The organism is Ruegeria sp. AB7, assembly GCF_056542625.1.
Window position 1 is genome coordinate 116,632 of the sequence record NZ_JBQGAC010000001.1, and the last position, 17,474, is coordinate 134,105.

Below are 17,474 nucleotides of genomic sequence, written 5' to 3' on the forward strand. Positions count from 1 at the left end.
CAATCGGCTGTGTTTTTGCCTCTTCACATCGCGCGGCTCAGCGTCTATACGCCCCTCTACCAAGTCATTGGCATTGCGGTCGTGGCGGAATTGGTAGACGCGCAGCGTTGAGGTCGCTGTGGGGTAACACCCGTGGAAGTTCGAGTCTTCTCGACCGCACCAACATCCTGAGATCTTTACCCGAAATTGTCAGGTGAGACGGGCGCCCTGTTGGTTGAAGCGATAGGTTCGATCTTGGGCGTAGCCGAAATGGACGGATTCACCAGCGTTGACCTGATGCTGGCCGAACAGGCGCGCGGTTATCTGGTGGTCTTGCATCATCGCGATCACGTTTGTGTCTCCACCCAGATGCTCAACATGGGTCACGTTTGCGGTCAGGGGGCCTTCGTCGGATAAGTACAAGTCCTCTGGGCGGATGCCCAATGTTGTGTCCGCGCTGTCGCCGATCACGCTGGCGGGGAAGAAATTCATCGACGGAGCGCCAAGGAAACCCGCGACGAACTGGTTGGCGGGGTTATTATATAGCTCCATCGGGCTGCCAACCTGTTCAACGCGCCCGTCGCGCAGGACGACGATCTTGTCAGCGAGCGTCATCGCCTCGGTCTGGTCGTGGGTGACGTAGATCATCGATGCATCGAGCTGCTGATGCAGATTGGCGATTTCCAGTCGCGTATTCATACGCAGGGCGGCGTCCAGATTGGATAAGGGTTCGTCAAACAGAAACAGTTTGGGTTCACGCACAATGGCACGCCCGATGGCGACACGTTGGCGCTGGCCGCCTGACAGTTCTGAGGGGTAACGGTCGATATAGGGCTCAAGGTTCAGCATCTTGCTGGCCTTGGCGACGCGTTCTTCGATGACCTGCTTGCTCTGGCCTTCCTGTTTCAGTGCCAGCGACATGTTCTTGCGCACATTCAGGTGGGGATAGAGTGCATAGCTTTGGAACACCATCGCGATGCCGCGTTTCGAGGGGGGCGTAAGGTTCATCACCTCTCCGGCAATGCGCACTTCGCCCGAGGTCACGTCCTCCAGCCCCGCGATCACGCGTAGCAGGGTGGACTTGCCGCAGCCGGAGGGGCCGACGAAGACGACGAATTCTCCGTCTTCGACTTCGATGTTAATATCTTTCAGTACCTCGACAGTGCCGAAGGACTTGTTCACGTTTGTCAGCGTCAGGGCGGTCATGTGCGTGCCTCTTTCAGCGAAATGGGTTGGCCAATGCGGATGCTTTCATCGGCAGCTAGACAGATGGCCAGCGATTGCACGGCGTCGTTCATATGGCGGGTCAGGTCGATGTCCTCGGCGATGGCGCGCAGCATATAGGCTTGTTCGGCATCGCAGAGCTGCTGATGGCCGGGCTCATCGGGCATGTCGATTGTCTGGTCGCCATCGGGGCGATGGACCAGAAGGCCGCCAACCTTGGTGTGTCCGTCGATATCGGCGGATGCGCCCTTGTTGCCATCGGTGATCGAGACCGAGCCGTTGGGCGACACGATGTCTTTCACGAAGAACGCGGTTTCGGACATCATCGGGCCCCAACCGGCCTCATACCAGCCGACCGAGCCATCCTCGAAGACCACCTGAAACTGGCCGTAGTTGTACATGTCTTCGGCGATCTCATCGCTTAGGCGCAGGCCCATGCCGTGGACTCGCACGGGGTCGGAGTCAGTGATCTGACACATCACGTCGACATAATGCACACCGCAATCGACGATGGGCGAGGTGGTCTGCATCAGAGCTTTGTGTGTTTCCCACTCGGCCCCGCTGCTTTGTTGGTTGAGATTCAGCCGGAACACGTAGGGCCCGCCCAGGTCGCGCGCCTCGGAAATAAGGCGCATCCATGAAGGGTGATGGCGCAGGATGTAGCCGATGATCAGTTTGCGTTTGGTTTCAATGGCTTTCGCGACGACTCGTTTGGCATCTGCCACAGTGGTCGCTAGCGGCTTTTCGACAAATACATGCGCCCCGGCCTCCATCGCCGCGCAGGCGAAATCGGCGTGGCTGTCGGAGTAGGTCGCCACGACCACCAGATCGGGCTTGGTCTCGGCCAGAGCGGTGTGAAACTCAGAATAGGCTGGATAGCCTGTCAGGCCAGGATGATCCACGCGGCCAGACCGGTTCACCAGCCCCACGACTTCAGCGTCCGGGTGGTGATGGTGGGCCAAAGCGTGGCTCAGCCCCATATTGCCGAGGCCAGCGATCAGAACTTTGGTCATTTGACAGCTCCTGAAGTGATGCCGCGGATCAGTTGGCGCGAGAAGATGACATAGAGCACCAGCACCGGCAGGATCGCCATGCTGAGCGCCGACAGAACCGCGTTCCAGTCGGTGACGAACTGGCCGATAAAGACCTGGCTGCCCAGCGTCAGTGTTTTGGTTTCCTCGGCCGGGGCAAGGATCAGCGGGAACCAGAGGTCGTTCCAGATGGGGATCATGTTGAACACGGCCACGGTCGCCATGGCGGGGCGGACCAGCGGTAGGACCAATCGGAAGAATATGGTGTATTCGGACAGCCCATCGACGCGGCCTGCGTTCTTCAGATCGTCCGAGACTTGCCGCATGAATTCAGACAGGATGAACACCGCCAGCGGCAGACCTTGCGCGGTATAGACAAGGATCAGGGCCCAAAGGGTGTTCACCAACCCGGTTGCCACCATCATCTCTAGTATCGCCACGGTGCCGATGCGGATCGGGATCATAATCCCAAGCGCCAGATAGAGGCCCATCAGAGTGTTGCCCTTGAATTTGTATTCGCTCAGGGCAAAAGCGGCCATGGCGCCGAACAGCAGAACGAAGGCCAGCGACACCACGGTCACGATCAGTGAGTTTTGGAAATAGAGGAAGAAATCCCCCTGTTTCATAACCGTCTGGTAACCGATGAGAGAAAAGCTTTCGGCATCGGGCAGAGCGAGCGGCTCGCGGAAAATCGAGCGTCGGGTTTTGAAGCTGTTGATGATGATCACGAAGACCGGGAAGAGGGCGATCAACGTGTAGAGGATCAGCGCCCCATGCATGGCGGCCGTGTTCAGCGGGTTATGGCGTGCTTTGTTCATCCGGCTATCCTCACAGTTGATACCGGCGCATCCGGGTCTGGATGCCGAAGAGGTAGATGCAGACACCCACAAGGATGATCGCGAACATGGCGCCAGCGATGGCGGAGCCCATATGCGGGTCGCCCAGTTGCAGTTGGAAGCCAAAGAAGGTGCGGTACATGAAGGTGCCTAGGATATCGGTTGAGAAATCCGGCCCTGCCAGCGCACCTTGCGAGACGTAGATCAGGTCGAACGCGTTGAAATTGCCGACGAATGTCAGGATCGAGATGATGCCAATCGAGGGAATGATCAACGGCAGCTTGATCTTCCAGAACGCCGAAGCACCGGTGATGCCGTCTATTTCTCCGGCTTCAAGAATCTCTTCGGGGATCGACAGCAGAGCGGCGTAGATCAACATCATCGGGATGCCGACGAATTGCCAGACCGAGACAAGTGCCAGTGTTGTCAGCGCGTATTCTTCCTTGCCCAGCCATGGTGCAAACAGCGACTTCAGACCAATGGCGTCCAGCATTGAAGGTGCGATGCCCCAAAGCGGGGACAATATCAGCTTCCACGCGAAACCGACGATCACAAAGCTCAGAATGGTCGGAATGAAGATCGCGGACCGGTAGAGCGCCGCAAACCGCAGGCGGGGATGCGAAAGTAGTGCCGCCAGAGCGATACCGATAGGGTTCTGCACCAGCATATGGATCAGGAAGAACCAGAAGTTGTTGCCCAAAGCGTTCCAGAACTGCTCGGACCAGATCGGATCGAAGAACAGGGTGCGAAAATTCTGCAAGCCCACGTAGATACGTGTCTGATCAACCTCGGTGAACAGTGCGAGGCGCAGTGTGTTGAACAAGGGGAAGATCATCACTGCCGTGTAGACCAGCACCGCAGGGGCGAGGAAAACGGCAATGTGCCAGCGTATGCGGCGGGTCTGCATGGGAATCTCCGGGGGAAAGGTCCGGACGCGACGCGGTAGCCGCGTCCGGTGTGAGTGGCCTAGGTGTTACTGATGCGGTGCGTACCAGCTGGCCAGACCGTCTTGCAGTTGCTGACCCAGCGCTTCGGGTGTCTCGGCACCCTTGATGGCTGCAACGGATGCACCCCAAGTCTCGTTTTCGAGGTTCGGTGTGCCGCGCGACAAGATTTGGTAGGTCGAGCGGATTGTGCTTTCGCACTCATCCCGCCAACCGACGATTTCCTTGGCCAGTGGGTCTTCCAACTCGACCGGAGTGCTGGACAGCGGGAAAAAGCCGGGTAGGGCGTTACCGAAGATGCTGGCGAATTCCGGGCTTGCGACCCAAGCCAGGAAGGTGCGCGCAGCTTCTTGGTTTTCGCTCGCCGCGTTCATGCCTATGCCGATATCGGTGTGGTCCGAAATATAGCAGGTATCGCCCGCGTTCTGGACCGGTGGCTTAAAGGCGCCCATTTCGAAATCGGCCTGCGTGTTGAAGCCCGAGATTTCCCAGCTGCCTGCTGGATAGACCGCTGCACGACCCAGGGTGAACAGGTTCTGGCTGTCGGGATAGGTCTGTGCCTCATAACCGTCGCCGAGGTAGTCCGCCCACTTGGCCAGTGTCGCATACGGGGCGACCCACTGGGGGTCGGTCAGCTTCTGCTCGCCTTTGATCAGCGCCTGACGACCTTCTTCACCCTTCCAGTAGTTTGGGCCGATATTGTTATAGCCCATCGTTGCGGCTTCCCACTGGTCATTGGTGCCCATCGCCATCGGGATATAGGTACCGTCTTCCTTGATCTTATCGAGGGCGGCAAAGAACTCAGCTTCGGTAGTTGGAACTTCGATGCCCAACTCATTGAACGCATCTTTATTGTAGATGAAGCCGTGAATCACTGACGCCATCGGGACGCAAAAACTGGCCGAACCGTCATCGGTTTGCCACGCAGATTTGGCCACGTCCGAGAAATTTCCCATGGCCTCAAGATCAGACAGATCGGTCAGGTGCCCCGACTCGTATAGCGCAAGCGAGGCATCAAACGGACGGCAGGTAATCAGATCGCCAGCCGATCCGGCCTCGAGCTTTGAGTTTAAGACAGCGTTGTATTCTGCCGGTGCAGAGGGCGAGAATATTACTTTGATGCCGGGATTCTCGGCCTCGAACGCCGGAATGATCTTCTCCTGCCACAACGCCAGATCGTCGTTTCGCCAGCTTTCGATGGTCAAAGTGGCCTCTTGCGCATAGGCGCTTGTGACCAGCGCCGTGCTCATCAAGGCAAGGCTCAGAACTTTGCGTGTCATTTGATATCTCCCAGGTTGATGGTTTCTTGGTTTTGTTTCATCCGCTCCAGCGCAGGGCGGAGGTGATCGTCGGTGTTGCTTAGCATTGCTTGCGCCGCGTCCAGGGACCCTGCGCCTACAGCCAAAAGGGCCGCGCATTTGAGGTTGCCCTCTGCCGCAGTCAACGCCTTTGTAGCCTGAGCGGAGGAAACGCCGGTCAACTGACAGACGATCCCGTTGGCTCGGGCGCGTAGCTTGTCATTGTCAGCACGCAAATTGATCATCATGCCGTCCTGAATATGCCCAAGCTCCATCGCCATCAGCGTCGAAAGCATGTTCAGTGCGATTTTCTGCGCTGTACCAGCGCCCATGCGGGTAGAGCCCGAGATCAGTTCAGGTGGTGTCGAAAGCAGGATTGGATGGTCAGAAAGCTGCAACAGTTCGGTGCCCCCGTTATTGGCAATGCCGATAACTGTGGCGCCTCTGTCCCGCGCGATCCGCGCTGCTGCGGTTGTGTACGGTGTGGTTCCGCTGGCCGAGACGGTGATCAAGGTGTCTTTGGCAGAAAGATCGGCCAGTTCACGGGCAAGGCCGTCGGTGGCATCTTCGACATCTCCCGGCATCTCTACCCCTGAGGGCAATCCACCTGCCATATGGATGCGAATCTGGCGGGCTGGTATCGAAAAAGTTCCCCCCAGTTCCAGCGCATCCGAGGCGGCCATCAAGCCGGAAGAGCCTGCCGCCAAATAGCGCAAAACCCCGCCCGATCGGATGGATTGCGCCATAGCTTTTGCGCCTGCGCAGAGGGTGGGCAGCGAGGAAAGCGGGGCAGCGGCAGCGTCGGCTTGCGAGCGGGCCAGCAGCTCGGCTACCTCAGTCAGCGGTCGGGCGTCAAGTCCGATCGCGTCTTGATGTAGCTGTTCGGTAACTGGCTTGGTCACGTGATTCTCCCCCGAGATTTTGAATATCATACCTTTTAGATACCATTAGTCTACCATTTTATTTTTATACCCACTATTTTCAAGATTTAGACAACTATTACTGCATTATTGTGGAATTTGGTCTTCAAAATTAGAAATAGGTATTATAAAGGTATCTCCATGAGTCGCCCTTCTGATACCATTGTGCTGGCCGCTGATGGCGGTGGAACACGCTGCCGTCTTGCTGTTTCAGACGGCTCTGCGGTTCAGTGTGTCGAGGTTGGTGCGGCAAATGTATCAACCGATTTTGACGCAGCCTGCGCTGAGTTGATGCACGGAATTGCTGCTTTGGCCCGACGTGCCGGACTAGAGGCAACTCAAATCGCTCGTGCGCCAGCCTACTTGGGGCTGGCCGGTATCACGGGGCGCGCGCTGGCTGATCGGCTGGCAGAAAAGCTGCCATTTGACCATGTTCTGATTGAAGATGACAGGCCCGCCGCATTACGTGGTGCGTTGGGTTCGAAAGACGGTTTCGTAGCGCATTGCGGAACGGGTTCTTTTCTGGCGGTCCAGAATGGGGATCGCAGGTCATTTGCCGGGGGCTGGGGACCTGTTCTCGGGGATCAGGCCTCGGCGCAATGGGTTGGGCGGCGGGCTTTGGCCTTTACGCTTGACTGTGTGGACGCTCTGAAGCCTGCGTCTGAATTGGCGGACAGCCTGTTGTCGCGTTTTGATGGCGCTGCTGGGATTGTCAGGACCGCCTCCAAGATGTCGCCTACCGAGTTCGGAGCGCTGGCGCCTGTTGTCACGCAACACGCAAAGCAAGGGGATGCGCTTGCGCTGTCGATCATGGAGGATAGTGCGCAGTATTTGGCGGATCAGATGTTGGCGATGGGCTGGATGCCCGGCCTTTCGATCTGCCTGACCGGCGGCATCGGCCCGCAATATGCGGAATTTCTGCCTGCGCCAATGCAACAGGAATTGGCCGAACCGCTGGGCGATCCGTTGACCGGTGCCACCGCGTTGGCCCACGCCTTTCAAAAGGAGACCCGACATGAGCGTTGCTGACTTCTTGCGGCCCGAGGGTTGGCTGGGTCAGACTGCCGGTCCGCGTTACGTGCAGTTGCGGCAGCGGCTGGAGCAGGGGATCGAAGAGGGTATTCTGGCCCCGAACAGTTCACTCCCGCCCGAGCGCGAGATTGCCGAACTGACAGACCTGTCGCGGGTGACGGTCCGCAAGGCGATTCAGGAACTTGTGCGCAAAGGCGCGATTGAACAGCGGCAAGGCTCGGGATCATTCGTGCGTCAAGCGGTTGCGCGGGTTGAGCAGTCGCTGTCGCATTTGACCTCGTTTACCGAAGACATGGAGAGGCGCGGTTTTGAAACGACTTCAACCTGGTTGGAGCGCGGAATATTCCTGCCGTCACCTGATGAGATGCTGGCGCTGGGCCTATCGGCGAGTGATCAGGTCGCCCGCATTCATCGTCTGCGCGCGGCTGGCGGGCGACCGATGGCGCTGGAACGCGCGGCGTTGCCGCTGGATATATTACCTAACCCGACTGAGGTTACCGGATCGCTCTACGCCTTTCTCGAACACTCGGGCAATCGCCCGGTGCGTGCGATCCAGAAAATCTCGGCCATCAATCTAGAAGCAACCGAGGCTGGATTGCTGGACGTTGCTGAAGGTACGGCGGGGCTGCGCATTCAGCGGACCTCGTATCTAGAAAGCGGGCGCGTTGCTGAACTGACCCGATCCATCTATCACGGCGATGCTTACGATTTCGTGGCAGAGCTGCGTCTGTCAACCTGAAAGGCGGGGCTCATGTCCAGCGATACAACTCAAATGCGGCAGGAAATCAATGAGATACCTTTTGCCGTTGATCGGCTTCTCACTGATGGTGCCACGGCGATTACAAAGACCGCAAGCGCGATCCGCGCGCACGATCCCGGCTTCCTGATTTCGGTTGCGCGAGGTTCGTCGGACCATGCCTGCAGCTATCTGAAATACGCTTCAGAACTGCTGCTGGGCCTGCCCATGGCCTCGGTTGGGCCGAGCGTGAAATCGATCTACGGGGTCGATATGCGATGCCCTGGGGCGCTGTGTATTTCGGTTTCCCAATCGGGTCAAAGCCCCGACATCGTACAGCTGACGAAGTCCCTGACAGAAGGCGGCGCGTATTCGGTGGCGATCACGAACGATACCACGTCTGCACTGGCCCAGAACGCCACCTCGGCTCTGCCCATCCTTGCAGGCCCCGAGCTTAGCGTGGCTGCCACCAAGACTTTCGTCACCTCTCTGGTCGCCGGGCTTTGGTTGCTGGCCGAGGTCAAGGGCGACGATACCTTGCTGGCTGCAATTCACAAATTGCCGGAAGATTTATCGCGGGCGATCACCTGCGATTGGAGCGCGATGGTCGAGGCAGTCGATGGACAATCCCTGTTCACGTTGGGACGTGGGATGTCCTGGGCAATTTCGAATGAGGCGGCGCTGAAATTCAAGGAAACCTGCCAGATTCATGCGGAAAGCTATTCCTCGGCGGAAGTTCTGCATGGCCCGGTTTCGATCGTGGATCAGGGCTTTCCGGTGATTGCGTTCTCGTCCGGAGACGCGGCTGAGGCCAACATCGCCGAAGTCGCCGATGCGCTCGCAGCTAAGGGCGCAAAAGTCTTCGCAACGACCAATCAGGTGTCTGATGCCGTGAGGCTACCACATGTCCGCACCACGCACTGGATGACAGATCCGGTAGCCTCAATCGCTTCGTTCTACGGTATGGTCGAAACTGTGGCCACGCGCCGGGGCATCAATCCCGATGCACCGCGTCACCTGCGGAAAGTGACGGAGACGGTATGACCGATGCGACGATCACCTTCGCGGGCGGGCTTATCTTTGATGGTAAAACCCTGAAGGACGGCCACGCCGCCCGTTTCGTCGGCGGGCAGCTCGACAGTATTTTGCCCGAAGCCGAGTTGCCTTCGGATGAGATGGTTCAGGATCTGTCGGGTGATATTTTAAGCCCCGGCTATGTAGATTTGCAGGTGAATGGCGGCGGAGGCGTCATGTTCAACGACGATCCATCGGTCGAGACATTACAGCGTATTGCGGCGGCTCATCGCAAGCTTGGCGCGACGTCGATCCTTCCGACGCTGATCACGGACACGCCCGAAAAGACAACGGCTGCCATTTCTGCTGCTTCTCAGGCCATTCAGCGCGGAGTTCAGGGGATTGTCGGCTTGCATCTTGAGGGGCCGCATCTCTCGGTGCGACGCAAGGGCGCGCATGACGGCGGGCTGATCCGCCGGATGCAGGACGCTGATCTTGCACAGCTGATAGAAGCGGCAGGGGCGTTGCCTGCATTGATGGTCACGCTTGCGCCGGAAAGCGTCACGATTGCTCAGGTCGAAACGCTCAGCAAGGCGGATGTCATCGTGTCGTTGGGGCACAGTGATGCCGAGTTTCAAACCTGCGTGGCTTACGCACAGGCGGGCGCGCACTGCGCCACCCATTTGTTTAACGCGATGAGTCAGTTGGGCAACCGCGAACCGGGGCTGGTTGGCGCAGTCTTGTCCAGCGGTGCGATGTCTGCCGGGTTGATAGCGGATGCAATCCATGTTCACCCGCAGACGATGCGCGCCGCCTTTGCAGCTAAACAGGGGCCGGGGCATCTGTTTCTGGTGAGCGACGCGATGGCCGTTGCTGGAACGGATCTGCGGGAATTCAAGCTGGAAGGGCGTGTCATCCAACGTGAAAACAGCAGGCTGACCTTACCGGATGGAACCCTGGCCGGGGCCGATCTGAACCTGACCACCGCGCTGCGCGTGTTGACAACGGATGTCGGCGTTTCACTGACGGACGCCTTGGCAGCGGCCACACGCATTCCGGCGGATATCATTTCCCAGCGCTCAATCGCGCGCCTGAACTTGATCTCGCAGGCCATTCGCATTTCTCCGGACTTGTCGCAGGCCCGTCCGGCGGTTGCTTAACCTCGCATTGCAACAAATTGCGAAACACCGCGTTTTTCGCATCTCGCCTCAACTGTAGCGGTTGTGTAAGACCTTAGGCGAACGTGGTTTGGGAATGTCTGTATGTATCAGATAATTGGAATAATTGGCAGGGCATTGACCACCGGGATCGCGCAATGATCCAAACGCGTGGCGTTTTCATTGGTCAGCGTACGGATTGTTTGGGCGCGCGCCTGCTGATGATCCTGACCTGTATCCGTCTGGCCGAAGACTTTGGGACAGACTACCGGGTGAACTGGTTCCCGCAAGGCGCCGATGCGCCGGAGTTGGATCATCCCGAGGAGTTATTCACCAAAGACTGGATGGATGCGCATTTCCTTGATCAGGCAGAGTTCGACGCGATAAGCGCGACCGCTCTGCCAATTTGGGCCTTCCAACACGATCCATCGCCCGAGCGGCTGATCGACCATTTGGCTTCTGGCCGTTCGGTTCTGGTCGAAGAAGCGAGCGAGATATTTGGCTTCCCGTGGGAAGATATCGAAACCATCCGTCCCCGCTATCGCGATTTCATACATAGCGTAGGATTTGTGGATGAGGTTCGTCAGATCATGTATCGCGCGGATCAGAAGCTCTCGGGGCAGGGGGTTTCGGCTTACCACATTCGGCGCGCAGAAATCCTGAACGGATTACCATGGAAGCATTCAATCTGGCCCGCCAAGATCGAACCTGACGAGTTTTACGAGGCCCATCTGGAGAAATCCAAAGGCCAGACGGTGATCATGTTTTCGGATCAGCCAGAGGTGATAGACCGTTTCAAGCAACGGTTTCCGGAGCTCATGCAGATGTCAGATATCGCTGATCTGTCAGCTCTGACGCGGGCGCAGCGGGACTTTCTGGAGCTTTTTGCGATGTCACGGGCGGATCAGGTGATCGCGCCACACATATCTGGCTTTTCAATGGCTGCAGCCCGGATTTCGGGGCAGCAGCGTAAAGTGTTCCGCGATGTATTGTCCAGGGATGAGATGCAGGCGGCCAATGCGCGGTTCATCGAACGGGTTGCGAAGGGGCCATCGGCCTTTCCGAATCCCTCAGAGGCGGCGCATATCTATTCAAAGGCGGTGCAATATCTGTCAGCGCAGGATCGCTGCGAAGAGGCGTATGATAGTGCGAAACCTATTCTGGACGCCGGGGCCGACAACGCCTTTATGCCACTTCTGCAATCCCTGAACTGTTTTTACCTGTCGAAGTGGCAGGAAAGCGAGGCACTTGCAAATGAGGGATTGCAGAACCCGCATCTCTGGCCCGAAGACTATTCTGTTTTGTGCGCGTTGCGCGGCGCTGTTCTTGGCATGCAGGGCAAGCGCGGTGCGGCGACGCTGCACTTTGCTAAAGCGTTCTGGTCCAAACCCTTACGGCCGGATGTTGTGGTGCTGGGGTCCAGAATGCTCTACCGCGCCCAACTTGCGCTTAGGCTAATGCCGCCTGTGGATTGGTCGTTGCAGAAGGTCGTTCGGCAACGCCGGTTTGCACCGTTCAATAACCTGTATCTGGTTCAGCGTAAGGTTGTCGTCAGGCGTCCTTGCAACTTCGATTTCATACTCTTGGATTGGGCCGAGTTGGCGCTGGATCAACGCGCAAGTCGTATCTTTGATCACCAACAAAGATTGGAAGCGCTTTCTACCTCACTCGATGAGATTCACGACGTACCAGCAGACGACCCGCGATTGTTGGGCGCGAGGGTGATACTACAGAGGCATCTGGGGGAATTGTCGGGGGCCCACGCCATTGATAAAACCCGCCAGATCGTAGCTGAAGTGCCGGAAAGTGCCTTGTACCAAAAGCGGCTGTCCGAACTTTACGAAGCAGAAGGCGATACCGTAGCTGCGCATCGAGCGATGTCAGAGGCGCTAGCTTGTGACCCGGAAAGCCCGTTTCTCATGTTCGCCATGGGTCGCTTGTTTGAGCGGACGGGCAAGATCGGGCAGGGCGAGAAGCTTATTCTGAAAGCTGCCGATCTTGATGACGTGACCGTCGTTATTCAGGGCATGGCGGGCCAGATACACATGCGGCGCGGGAACAAGAACAAGGCAAGCCCCTATCTTGAGAAAGCGCGCGACCTGTATCCGCCCCACAAGCGGTTTACCAATCAACTGAATCGACTTTCGGGTCAGGCGTAAACTAGTTCAGCGTAACCTCTTGGCGCAGGTTTCCGGTCGTCTTGTCGAAGATCAGAATCCGATTGTCCTCGGTCACGACCGCATACCAGTTGTTGCCGATGGTCAACGCTTGCGCTTTTGCGCCGTCCGGAAGTTCGATCTGGTCGGGCAGCTTCGGAGTGCGGTCCGATAGGCGGATGACAATCAGGGCGAATGTCACTAGAACCCCGCCAATCATTACCGCGGTCAACAGCATGACCATCCGCCGCAGCAGTCGAAGCTGCGGTGTTTCCTGCGGTTCCTGAGGTTCGGAAGGGACAGTCATGGGCACCCGCCTGATAGAGTTTCATATCGCGGCCGCTCCGCCGCCCCGCCTTGATAAGGCGCTTGCGCGGGATGTGCCAGCGGAAGAGAACCTGTCGCGCACCCGGCTGGCCCGACTGATCAATGAGGGTGCCGTCACCGTTGATGGCGTCGCCGTAGAAGACCCCAAAGCTAAGATAACCGAAGGCGCGCAGATTGGGATCACCGTGGCCGAAGCCGAAGATAGTCATATCGGCGCTGAGGATATCCCACTTGAAGTCGTCTATGAGGACGACGATCTGATCGTGATCAACAAACCAGCAGGGATGGTCGTGCATCCGGCGCCGGGCTCGCCGAATGGTACGCTAGTCAATGCGCTGCTGCATCATTGCGGGGATGATCTCTCGGGTGTTGGGGGCGTCAAGCGCCCGGGCATCGTGCACCGGATCGACAAGGAAACCAGCGGGTTGCTGGTTGTGGCGAAATCGGATGCGGCGCATCACGGGCTGGCTGCCCAGTTCGAGGCGCATAGCGTCGAGCGCTACTATCGCGCGATCTGCTATGGTGTGCCGGATGCCAATGACCCTCGGTTGCGTGGGATCAAGGGTGTTAGCTTTGAGCCGGGCAACATCATGCGTCTGACGACACAGCTGGCACGGCACAAGACCGATCGACAAAAGCAGGCTGTGCTGTTTCACGGTGGGCGCCATGCGGTAACGCGCGCAAGGATTGTCGAGGTTTTTGGAACGCCGGGCAGCCTCTCTCTGATCGAATGCTGGCTTGAGACGGGCCGAACGCATCAAATCCGTGTCCATATGGCCCATGCCGGCCACGGGCTTGTCGGAGACCCGGTTTACGGCGGAAAGCGCAAACTGGCTGCGCGGTCATTCACGCCTGAGGCCGCCGAGGCGGTGCAGGCTTTCCCCCGCCAAGCTCTGCACGCAGCAGTGTTAGGCTTCGAACACCCGGTTTCGGGCCAGGTATTACGTTTTGAAGCCCCGCTGCCGCAGGATATGGCGGACCTGCTGGAAAATCTCAGAAAACCACTGAAATAAACTGCAAAGGCTTGTGAAAAAGGCCTTTTCAGCTTTCCTTTACATAGGGTTAATCTCAGACTGTTAACAGATCCTCTTGAATGTATCGGGTCTGGTACCCATATCCCATGTTAAGGGCTTAAACATTTGTCCAAGGGGCAGAAAATAAATGGCAAATTACTCAAATCTTCCAGCGCCGACACCCGAGGGTGGGCTGAACCGCTATATGCAGGAGATTCGCAAGTTTCCTCTGCTGGAGCCGGAGGAAGAATATATGCTGGCCAAGCGCTGGGTCGAGGAACAGGATACCGAGGCCGCGCATAAAATGGTCACGTCACACCTGCGTCTGGCGGCCAAGATCGCCATGGGATATCGCGGTTATGGCCTGCCGCAGGCCGAGGTGATTTCCGAGGCCAATGTGGGCCTGATGCAGGCGGTCAAGAAATTCGACCCCGAAAAAGGCTTCCGGCTGGCGACCTATGCCATGTGGTGGATCCGCGCTTCGATCCAGGAATACGTCCTTCGGTCGTGGTCGATGGTGAAACTGGGTACAACATCGGCGCAGAAAAAGCTGTTCTTCAACCTGCGTAAAGCAAAGGCACGCATTGGCGCGCTGGAAGAGGGTGATCTGCGTCCTGAAAACGTGGCCAAGATTGCAGAAGACCTCGGAGTGACAGAGGAAGAAGTGATCAGCATGAACCGTCGGATGTCCGGTGGCGATGCTTCGCTGAACGCGACCGTGGGGTCCGAAGGCGAAGGCACCATGCAGTGGCAGGATTGGCTGGAAGATGAAGATGCCGATCAGGCTGGTGACTACGAGGCGCGCGATGAATTGGAAGCCCGGCGCGAATTGCTCGCTGCTGCGCTGGATGTTCTGAACGATCGCGAGAAAGACATCCTGACTCAGCGCCGTCTGATGGACCAGGCTGTTACGCTGGAAGAGCTGAGCACGCAGTACAATGTCAGCCGTGAACGTATTCGTCAGATCGAAGTGCGCGCGTTCGAGAAGCTGCAAAAGAAGATGCGAGAGCTTGCGCGCGAAAAAGGTATGCTGGGTTCAAACTAACCCCAGACTGATATCAGCCCGCCATATGAGCGGGCTGATTTTTTTTGTTATGCGAAAATGAAATCGGACTCGGACAGGTGGCTTGCCCAGACGCCTGACAGATAGATGCTGTCTCCGTCGTCCAACTCGATCTTAGTCCCGAAGAACTTACCGTCGATATCGTCTTCGATGTCCTCAAAGCTGTTGATGCCATCGTATTCGGACAGGTCGATCTTGTCCTTGCCGACGCGGAAATCGACAATCCAGTCGTGACCGTCGCCTTCATCGAATACAAACGTATCCTTACCGCGCCCACCAAAGAGTTTGTCATTGCCTTCGCCGCCGTCGATGATGTCTTTCCCACGCCCTCCGAAGATTTTGTCATGGCCTTCATCGCCACGCAGAATATCCTTTCCGCGCCCCCCGAAGATTATGTCGTTCCCGGCACCGCCAAGCGCCACATCATTGCCCGAGCCGGTGTTGATCACGTCATTGCCACCATCACCGTGAACAAAGTCTTTGCCGCGTCCGGTAAAGATGAATTCATCGCTGCTGTCACCCAGGATAAAATCCGTGTTCTTTTTGCCCAGAATGCCCGACACCGAGACGGGTAGAAGTACGCCGTCAAGTACGTGAATGATACCGTTTGACGCATCCACGTCGAACGCGATCAAGCCGGGATCGTCGATGCCCGGATCGGCATCGCCCAGACTGGGGGGATCGCTTTCAAGGTTCAGTTCGACTGACGACCCAAGCAGAGTTTGGATTTCAGCCCCGTCGCCTAGACCGACCACTGTGGTGCTGTCGAACTCACCATCGACCACGTGATACTTCAAAATGTTGGTTAGCAAAGGGATAGGGTCTCCGCCGCCAAGCAGGGTGAGCGCCTTGATGATGTGGCCCAATGCTCCAGCCTCGTCATCCCCTTTATACCCAAGCGTTTGTGCCAGAGTAATAAAGGCAGCGTCATTTGGGGCAAAGACGGTCAGTTCTGCCTCAGGATTGTCCAGCGTTTCCGCCAGCCCGGCTGCAATCACCGCTTCGCGGAGAATGTCGAAATCCTGATTGTCGCTGTCAAACGTTCCGGGATCACCGCTTTTTAGCACTGTTCCTGTAATCGTATGTGTTGCTGGCATTTCAGTAAGCCTCCCACCCTGTTTGCCGTTGCTCCGGATGTTGCCAGAGCGCCATCCGAGCATGATTCAGTCGATGTTTGAGCTACGGCGGCAGTATCAGACTGGATCAACAAAACTGATTTGCGAGGGCAGGTTTGACGCAAATCGATTTTAGATTATCGATATAAAGTATAAGGTTATCGGGTTTTTTTAATCTCATCAAAAAATTTACCGAGGCGTATGATTTTCAAATAGATAGAGAAGGGACTGACTTATTGGCAGGTGGTTGATAGACAGATCAGGAACTGAATTACATTGAGCTCGCCCTGGGCGGGTTACATCAATTTTTAGGGGGCGCGCATGCATAAACCGGTCAATTGGGGTGTTCTGGGTGCAGCCAGATTCGCACGACAACACATGGCGCCCGCCATCCATGCGGCAGAGGGCGCGCGGCTGGCGGGGTTGGCGACCTCGGATACGGCCAAGGCCGAGCCCTTTGCCAGATATTGCCCTGATTTGAATGTCTACAACAGCTATGAGGCATTGCTAGCCGATCCTGAGATTGAGGCGGTGTACATCCCGCTGCCCAACCATCTTCACGTCGAATGGAGCCTGAAGGCGCTGGATGCGGGCAAGCATGTGCTGTGCGAAAAGCCGATGACCATGCGGGCCGATGAGTTTGACGCGCTGATCGCAAAGAGGGACCAGACGGGTTTGCTGGCTGCCGAAGCATATATGATCGTGCATCACCCTCAGTGGCATCTGACCCGTAAACTGATCGCGGACGGAGCGATCGGCCGGCTGGTCCATGTCACCGGGGCGTTCAGCTATGACAACCGGGCGGACACGGGCAACATCCGCAACCGTGCGGAAACCGGTGGGGGCGGGCTGCGTGACATCGGGGTGTATGTTATCGGCAGCGCTCGGTTTGCGACTGGGCAAGAGCCGGTCTCGGTCAACGGTGCGATCCGGTGGGAAAATGACGTGGATGTCTTCACCGAGATACGCGCGCAGTTTCCCGAATTTACCTATTCCGCCTACGTCTCTACACGCATGCATCCACATCAGGAAATGGTGTTTCACGGAGAAGGTGGCATGATCCGTCTGACTGCTCCGTTCAATGCCCGTGTGTTCGGCGAGGCGCGGGTTGAACTGCACCGACCGGGCCTTGAAGTTCTGGTGCCCCGGTTTCCAGCGGACAACCACTATCAATTGCAGGTCGAAGCGTTCTGCCGATCGGTTCGCGAAGGGGTTGAATATCCCTGTTCGTTGGAATTCGTGAGGGGTACACAAGAGGTTATCGATCAGGTCTTTGACGCCGCCGTTGCGCTCTAGCTTGCCACGCCTGTGGTGTCTCGCGTATCCTGTCCCGACCGGATCAGGAGGGCTAAATGGCAGGCGGCTGGGCGCGCGATGGCGCGGTGAGTGAACAGATCGAAGCCTCGATTTCAGATGAACTGGCGCGGATGCAGGCGCAAAAGCGACCTGTGGGCGAAAGCCTGACCCATTGTGCCGAATGCGAAGAACCGATCCCCGAAAAACGCCGCCTTGCTCTGCCCGGCGTAAAGCTGTGCCTGGATTGCCAGCAAGAGCGTGACAGCAGCTTCAAATCTCGCGGCGGGATCAATCGGCGGGGTTCGAAAGACAGTCAGTTGAAATAACGCGAGG

17 protein-coding genes and 1 tRNA gene are annotated in these 17,474 nt (G+C 57.3%); 10 read left to right on the top strand and 8 right to left on the bottom strand.

Annotated features, from left to right (window positions below; genetic code table 11):
• Positions 1 to 75 precede the first annotated feature (75 nt).
• Positions 76 to 162: transfer RNA gene (locus ACR0EN_RS00630), tRNA-Leu, on the top strand.
• Positions 163 to 189: 27 nt separating this feature from the next.
• Here ACR0EN_RS00630 and ACR0EN_RS00635 read toward each other — a convergent pair.
• From ACR0EN_RS00635 to ACR0EN_RS00660, 6 genes are all read right to left on the bottom strand, one after another.
• Complete coding sequence (locus ACR0EN_RS00635; RefSeq protein ID WP_170817629.1) at positions 190 to 1,185, bottom strand: ABC transporter ATP-binding protein; 996 nt, start codon at positions 1,183 to 1,185, stop codon at positions 190 to 192.
• Positions 1,182 to 2,216: a Gfo/Idh/MocA family protein gene (locus ACR0EN_RS00640; protein ID WP_480584737.1), complete on the bottom strand. Its 1,035-nt coding sequence runs from the start codon at positions 2,214 to 2,216 to the stop codon at positions 1,182 to 1,184. Before ACR0EN_RS00640 ends, ACR0EN_RS00635 begins: the two co-directional genes overlap by 4 nt.
• Positions 2,213 to 3,052, bottom strand: coding sequence for a carbohydrate ABC transporter permease (locus ACR0EN_RS00645; protein WP_170393445.1), 840 nt, complete (start codon positions 3,050 to 3,052; stop codon positions 2,213 to 2,215). The genes ACR0EN_RS00640 and ACR0EN_RS00645 overlap by 4 nt, the downstream gene beginning before the upstream one ends.
• Positions 3,053 to 3,062: 10 nt before the next feature.
• The gene (locus ACR0EN_RS00650; RefSeq protein ID WP_170421115.1) at positions 3,063 to 3,977 is read right to left on the bottom strand and encodes a carbohydrate ABC transporter permease; all 915 of its coding nucleotides are present in this window, start codon (positions 3,975 to 3,977) and stop codon (positions 3,063 to 3,065) included.
• A gap of 66 nt (positions 3,978 to 4,043) precedes the next feature.
• A complete protein-coding gene (locus ACR0EN_RS00655; protein WP_170393441.1) occupies positions 4,044 to 5,294 on the bottom strand; it encodes an ABC transporter substrate-binding protein in 1,251 nt (416 codons plus the stop codon).
• Complete coding sequence (locus ACR0EN_RS00660; protein WP_170662210.1) at positions 5,291 to 6,214, bottom strand: N-acetylmuramic acid 6-phosphate etherase; 924 nt, start codon at positions 6,212 to 6,214, stop codon at positions 5,291 to 5,293. The genes ACR0EN_RS00655 and ACR0EN_RS00660 overlap by 4 nt, the downstream gene beginning before the upstream one ends.
• 159 nt (positions 6,215 to 6,373) lie before the next feature.
• On the opposite strand from ACR0EN_RS00660, the gene ACR0EN_RS00665 reads away from it, so the two are divergent.
• The 5 genes from ACR0EN_RS00665 to ACR0EN_RS00685 all read left to right on the top strand — a co-directional run bounded on the left by ACR0EN_RS00665 (position 6,374) and on the right by ACR0EN_RS00685 (position 12,330).
• Positions 6,374 to 7,261, top strand: coding sequence for a BadF/BadG/BcrA/BcrD ATPase family protein (locus tag ACR0EN_RS00665; RefSeq protein WP_170731894.1), 888 nt, complete (start codon positions 6,374 to 6,376; stop codon positions 7,259 to 7,261).
• Positions 7,248 to 8,003: a GntR family transcriptional regulator gene (locus ACR0EN_RS00670; protein WP_170393434.1), complete on the top strand. Its 756-nt coding sequence runs from the start codon at positions 7,248 to 7,250 to the stop codon at positions 8,001 to 8,003. The genes ACR0EN_RS00665 and ACR0EN_RS00670 overlap by 14 nt, the downstream gene beginning before the upstream one ends.
• A 12-nt stretch (positions 8,004 to 8,015) precedes the next feature.
• Complete coding sequence (locus tag ACR0EN_RS00675; RefSeq protein WP_480584741.1) at positions 8,016 to 9,044, top strand: SIS domain-containing protein; 1,029 nt, start codon at positions 8,016 to 8,018, stop codon at positions 9,042 to 9,044.
• Positions 9,041 to 10,174 carry an N-acetylglucosamine-6-phosphate deacetylase gene (gene nagA, locus ACR0EN_RS00680; protein ID WP_480584744.1) on the top strand — a complete coding sequence of 378 codons (1,134 nt, stop codon included), beginning with the start codon at positions 9,041 to 9,043 and terminating at the stop codon, positions 10,172 to 10,174. The genes ACR0EN_RS00675 and nagA overlap by 4 nt, the downstream gene beginning before the upstream one ends.
• Positions 10,175 to 10,329: 155 nt before the next feature.
• Entirely contained in the window at positions 10,330 to 12,330 is a 2,001-nt protein-coding gene (locus ACR0EN_RS00685) for a tetratricopeptide repeat protein (protein ID WP_480584747.1), read from the top strand.
• 1 nt (position 12,331) lies between these two features.
• Here ACR0EN_RS00685 and ACR0EN_RS00690 read toward each other — a convergent pair whose 3' ends face one another.
• A complete protein-coding gene (locus ACR0EN_RS00690; protein WP_170421127.1) occupies positions 12,332 to 12,634 on the bottom strand; it encodes a DUF6476 family protein in 303 nt (100 codons plus the stop codon).
• Here ACR0EN_RS00690 and ACR0EN_RS00695 point away from each other — a divergent pair.
• Positions 12,633 to 13,667 carry an RluA family pseudouridine synthase gene (locus ACR0EN_RS00695; protein ID WP_170817634.1) on the top strand — a complete coding sequence of 345 codons (1,035 nt, stop codon included), beginning with the start codon at positions 12,633 to 12,635 and terminating at the stop codon, positions 13,665 to 13,667. The genes ACR0EN_RS00690 and ACR0EN_RS00695 overlap by 2 nt on opposite strands.
• Positions 13,668 to 13,815: 148 nt before the next feature.
• On the top strand, positions 13,816 to 14,712 hold the full coding sequence (gene rpoH / locus ACR0EN_RS00700; protein WP_170393423.1) for an RNA polymerase sigma factor RpoH: 897 nt from the start codon (positions 13,816 to 13,818) through the stop codon (positions 14,710 to 14,712).
• A 47-nt stretch (positions 14,713 to 14,759) separates the two neighbouring features.
• On the opposite strand, the gene ACR0EN_RS00705 is transcribed toward rpoH, so the two are convergent.
• Positions 14,760 to 15,827, bottom strand: coding sequence for a fasciclin domain-containing protein (locus ACR0EN_RS00705; RefSeq protein ID WP_170817635.1), 1,068 nt, complete (start codon positions 15,825 to 15,827; stop codon positions 14,760 to 14,762).
• Between the two features lie 339 nt (positions 15,828 to 16,166).
• Here ACR0EN_RS00705 and ACR0EN_RS00710 point away from each other — a divergent pair, with 339 nt between their 5' ends.
• Together ACR0EN_RS00710 and ACR0EN_RS00715 are read left to right on the top strand one after the other, a co-directional pair.
• Complete coding sequence (locus ACR0EN_RS00710) at positions 16,167 to 17,141, top strand: Gfo/Idh/MocA family protein (RefSeq protein ID WP_480584751.1); 975 nt, start codon at positions 16,167 to 16,169, stop codon at positions 17,139 to 17,141.
• A gap of 56 nt (positions 17,142 to 17,197) precedes the next feature.
• Positions 17,198 to 17,467, top strand: a complete 270-nt coding sequence (locus ACR0EN_RS00715; RefSeq protein WP_170393417.1) for a DksA/TraR family C4-type zinc finger protein — start codon at positions 17,198 to 17,200, stop codon at positions 17,465 to 17,467.
• The last annotated feature ends 7 nt before the right edge of the window (positions 17,468 to 17,474 follow it).